Here is a 670-nt window from a genome sequence, read left to right as displayed (position 1 = left end):
ATCGCGGATAACTTTTTAAGCTTTCCTAATTTGCGGCGATAGCTGCTGTACTTACGGCGAACAAATTTGTTTTTACGTCCATTTCCGCAAAATTTTGTCTTGCCGCTTGAGGTTACGGCAACAGCAGGCACTTTCAAGCCTAGATCAATCCCCATCACTTCATCACCATCGACTGGTTTGGTGGGGCGTTCGATTGAAATTTGAACAAACCATTTTGCTGATTTTTGAACCACGCGCAGAAGTCCAAGCTTCCCATTCGAAAGGATGTCTCGCTCCCGATCCGAAAGAAGCGCAGGAACCGCAAGACGTTGTACTTTTCCATCCAGGATCACCGGGAAAGAAATGGTGTTGCCCCAAATCGTATAATTTTGATTGTTCACGTAGTACACCCTCTTTTGGAGAAGAGGTCGCTTCTTCGTTTTCTTGAACCGCTGAAATAGGCTTTTGGCATCTCGAATCACTTGATTCTTTACAGCAGAGGGGAGATTGGCATGAACGGTTTTTGAAGTTAGTTTCGGAAACGTTCCAGACCTTTCAGCTTGCTCCGTTAATTCGTTGACGGTTCGAATATATTCGCCCCCCATATCCACCAGTATAGACGGACAGGGTGGAAAAATGCGGATTTGAATCGTTACGGTTTGCAGGGTCTCACCCCCTCTTTTTTTGTTCT

General features: G+C 45.5%; 1 pseudogene. It reads right to left on the bottom strand.

Annotated features, from left to right (window positions below):
* Window positions 1-670, bottom strand: a pseudogene (locus tag ACFSX3_RS28795) (RNA-guided endonuclease TnpB family protein); the annotation flags it as partial.

Origin of the sequence: Paenibacillus rhizoplanae (genome assembly GCF_042684125.1) — a bacterium.
GTDB lineage: Bacteria > Bacillota > Bacilli > Paenibacillales > Paenibacillaceae > Paenibacillus_AQ > Paenibacillus_AQ rhizoplanae.
The sequence above is the reverse complement of the archived record's forward strand: the minus strand, read 5'-3'. Positions and strand labels throughout refer to the sequence as shown.